General features: G+C 67.1%; 3 protein-coding genes and 1 pseudogene. 2 read left to right on the top strand and 2 right to left on the bottom strand.

All coding sequences use genetic code 11. The annotated features are described in order from the left end of the window. Positions 1–63: 63 nt before the first annotated feature. Together SJ20_RS10690 and SJ20_RS10685 are read left to right on the top strand one after the other, a co-directional pair. Positions 64–765: a DUF305 domain-containing protein gene (locus tag SJ20_RS10690; RefSeq protein ID WP_044659892.1), complete on the top strand. Its 702-nt coding sequence runs from the start codon at positions 64–66 to the stop codon at positions 763–765. Positions 766–853: 88 nt separating this feature from the next. Then, positions 854–1,909, top strand: a complete 1,056-nt coding sequence (locus tag SJ20_RS10685) for a type II glyceraldehyde-3-phosphate dehydrogenase (RefSeq protein WP_002854314.1) — start codon at positions 854–856, stop codon at positions 1,907–1,909. 106 nt (positions 1,910–2,015) lie between these two features. Here the strand turns inward: SJ20_RS10685 and SJ20_RS10680 are convergent. Both SJ20_RS10680 and SJ20_RS10675 read right to left on the bottom strand, forming a co-directional pair. Next, positions 2,016–2,900, bottom strand: a pseudogene (locus SJ20_RS10680) (fructose bisphosphate aldolase). Positions 2,901–2,996: 96 nt separating this feature from the next. Further along, on the bottom strand, positions 2,997–3,407 hold the full coding sequence (locus SJ20_RS10675; protein ID WP_044659891.1) for a four-helix bundle copper-binding protein: 411 nt from the start codon (positions 3,405–3,407) through the stop codon (positions 2,997–2,999). Between the last annotated feature and the right edge of the window lie 387 nt (positions 3,408–3,794).

The following is a 3,794-nucleotide window of genomic DNA, read 5'->3' as shown; positions in this document are numbered from 1 at the left end:
AACGATTGTCAGACATGCCCTAACTCTGATATGAACCCTCAACCCACTGTGGAAGGACCCACCATGAAACGCACCATGACGCTGACCGCCCTGGCCCTGGCCTCCGCCCTGACCTTGACCGCCTGCGGCACCGGCGCCCAGGACGAGAACGCCGGCGCTGAGGCCTCGGCCACCGCGACCAGCTCCGCCCCCGCCGCCACCCCCGCGGCCACGGACACCGCGACACCGTCCGCCACGGAATCGGCTACTAGCTCGGCGACCGGTTCGGCTGAGGAGGTCTCCGCCGAGCACAACGACGCGGACGTGATGTTCGCCCAAATGATGATCCCGCACCACCAGCAGGCCGTTGAGATGAGCGAGATGCTGCTGGCCAAGGATGACGTCCCGGCGGAGGTGGCCGCGTTCGCCCAGAAGGTCATCGACGCCCAGGGGCCGGAGATCGAGCGCATGAACTCCATGCTCACCGCCTGGGGCCAAGACCCCGTGGACACGGACGGCATGGACGGTATGGAGGGCATGGACCACGGCGGGATGTCCGGGATGATGTCCGAGGAGGACATGACCGCCCTCGACCAGGCCCAGGGCACCGAGGCCGCCCGGTTGTACCTGGAGCAGATGACCGCCCACCACAAGGGCGCCGTGGACATGGCCAAGGACGAGGCCAAGGACGGCCAGAACCCGCAGGCCGTGCAGCTCGCCGAGCAGGTCATTGCCGACCAGGAGGCCGAGATCACCGAAATGCAACAGATGCTCGACAAGCTCTGAGCACCGTCGTCCGCTGCGGGCATCCGGTGAGACGCGGCTGGCGATAGACCCCGAAACCGGAACGGGTCCTCCAGGAAAAGAGACGAGCATGCAGGACAAGATCAAGGTCGCGGTGAACGGGTACGGGGTCATCGGCAAACGCGTCGCCGACGCGGTCCGGGCCCAGGAGGACATGGCGTTGGTCGGAGTCAGTGACGTCATCGCTGACTACCGGATCGCGACTGCGGCCGGGAAGGGTATCCCCGTCTACGCCTCTACCGAGCAGGCCCTACCGGTGATGGCGGATGCCGGCCTTCCCGTCGTCGGAGGCCTGCACGACCTGCTCGAGAACGTTGACGTCGTGGTGGACTGCACCCCGGCCCAGGTGGGCGCCGGCAACCTGGAGCTCTACCGTGCCCACGGGGTCAAATCCGTGTTCCAGGGCGGGGAGAAGCACGATCTCACCGGCCACTCCTTCGTCGCCCACGCCAACTACGCCACCGCCCTGGGCCGGGACAGCACCCGGGTGGTGTCCTGCAATACCACCGCCACCGTCCGGGCCCTTACCGCGCTGAAGGACGTCGGACTGCTGTCCAAGGCCCGGGGGGTGCTCATCCGCCGGGCCACCGATCCGTGGGAATCGGACCACTCGGGGATCATGAACACCATCGTCCCCGAGGGCCGAATCCCCAGCCATCAGGGGCCCGACGCCCAGTCGGTGGTCCCGGACCTGGACGTGGTCACCATGGCCGCCAAGGGAGCCCACACTCAGAACCACCTGCACTACTGGACGATCGAGCTCACCCGCCCGGCCGAGAAGCAGGAGGTGTTGGAGGCGTTCCGGGCGATGCCGCGGATCGCCTTCGTCCGGCGCTCGGACGGCGTCGTGGCGGTCAATAGCACCGTGGAACTCATGGAGGACCTGGGCCGGCCCCGGGGTGATATGTATGAGGTGGCCCTCTGGGAAGACATCCTCACCGTGGACGGCAACGAGCTGTACTACACCTACACGGTGGACAACCAGGCGATCGTCGTCCCCGAGAACATCGACGCGATCCGGGCCCTCACCGGAACCGTCGACGACGGCGGCGAGTCCATCCGGCGCACCGACCGCGCCTTGGGGGTGCGCCAGGACTTCGTGCGCTCCTCGGTGGCTGCCCGTTGAACTGCGCGGCAGACGCCGCTGAGGCGGTGCCCGGCCCCAGGAATGGGGGGTGGTCGGACACCGCTTCGGCGGCCGCAGACTACCGCAGCGGTCCTATGGCCTCCGGTCAGGTGCGAGAGGCCGTCGCGATCGCGTTGATGGCCTCATCCAACACCGCATTGAACTGCGCTGGGCTCTGGGCCGTACTCAGCCCTTCGGTCAGGGCGCGGGAGAAGCTGGCGATCACGCCGTGGTTGCGGGCCAGCAGGGTGGTGGCCTGGGCCCGGGTATAGCCGCCCGACAGGGCCAGGACGCGGATCACTCGGGGATGGTCCACGAACTCGCGGTAGAAGTCCGACCGCTCCGGCAGCGTCACTTTGAGGATGACCGACTAGTCGTCTCCGAGCTTGTCCAGTTGGGCGAGGATTGCCGCCTTGAGCTGGTCCTCCACCTCGGCCTTGCGGGGGCTGCGGATATCCACCTCGGGCTCGATGATGGGCACCAGCCCGGTAACGAGGATCTGACGGGCGAGCCCGAACTGCTGCTCCACGACGGAGCCCACCCCGTCCCCGGGCAGCTTGATGACCGAGCGCATCTTCGTCCCGAACATGTGCTTTTCGACGGCTCGAGACAGTAAGTCATCCAGGTGCGGGATGGGTTTCATGAGCTGGGCGCCTTGCTGTTCCGGGGCCAAGCCCTGGTCGATTTTGAGGAAGGGCACGATGCCTTTGCTGTTCCACAGGTAGTCGCCCGTGGGGGAACCCTCCACCTGGCGGTTCATTGTGTTCTCGAACAGGATGGCCCCCATGACGCGCTCACCGTCGAAGCTGGGGCTGGTGATGATACGTGTGCGCACCTGGTGTACCAGGTCGAACATCTCCTCTGGGCCGGAGTAGGCATCCTTGTCGATCCCGTAGAGGTGCAAGGCCGCCGGGGTGCTGCCCCCGCTCTGGTCCAGCGCCGCGACGAATCCGGCACCGTTCCTGACCCTCTGATACTTCTCCGAGTCCATGGGAGCCTTCCGCGGCGAGGGAGCACGGTGGTCCGGGTTCCCTGCGCACGTCATGGACGACTGGCCGCCCTCAAGGGGGAACGGTCATCAGCAGGCTCAACCCAGGGTGACGAGCAGGTCCGCGCAGGCCTGTTCACACCGGCGGCAGGCCTCGGCACACACCTTGCAGTGCTCGTGCATCTGGGCGTGGCTCTCGCATTCGTCCCCGCACGTCTTGCAGGCGGCCCGGCAGGCCTCGAGCAGGGCGCGGGTGGTCTCGACGTTGGTGCCGGTCTGCCGGGACAGCATCCGGCCTGTGGCGGCGCACACATCGGCGCAGTCCAGGTTCAACCGGATGCACTGCCTCAGGTCGGCGACCATGTCCTCGGCCAGGCAGGCGTCCGCGCAGGCGGTGCACGTCTGGGCGCACTCGAAGCAGGCCTGGATGCATTCGGCCAGTTTCTGCCGATCGATGTTCCCCACCTCCTTCGGGTAGGTCTCCAGCATGGCGCTCACGTGATGGGTCATGATGTGCTCCTTCGTCGATCTGATCCGACGCACCGGCCTTCGCCGGCCCGCCCTTTCATCGACTGTAGACCGCCCCGCCGACGCGGGTGAAGGGCTCAACCTTGAAGGTTCCGTGAAGATCGCCGGCCACGGAGGCCCGCGGACTCCTTTACGGGCAGGGATGACGCAGGTGTGACCAGCCGCCCCTCAGCCCGACCGACGGCCCTGAGGACCACGCCGACGGGGAGGACCAGCAGGGCTCGCCTCAACGTGGATCCTGTCGGACCGGACGGTCGGTGTCGGGAAGAGCGCTTATGCGATCCGACCAGGGGCGTCGAGGCCGCCGGTGCAGGGTTGCCGGGTGCATTCGGACCGAGGATCGCAAGGTGGATTCAATCGGTCGTCGCA

The sequence above is a fragment of the Micrococcus sp. MS-ASIII-49 genome, assembly GCF_000946635.1.
GTDB lineage: Bacteria > Actinomycetota > Actinomycetes > Actinomycetales > Micrococcaceae > Micrococcus > Micrococcus luteus.
This window is presented reverse-complemented; position numbering and strand designations above follow the sequence as displayed.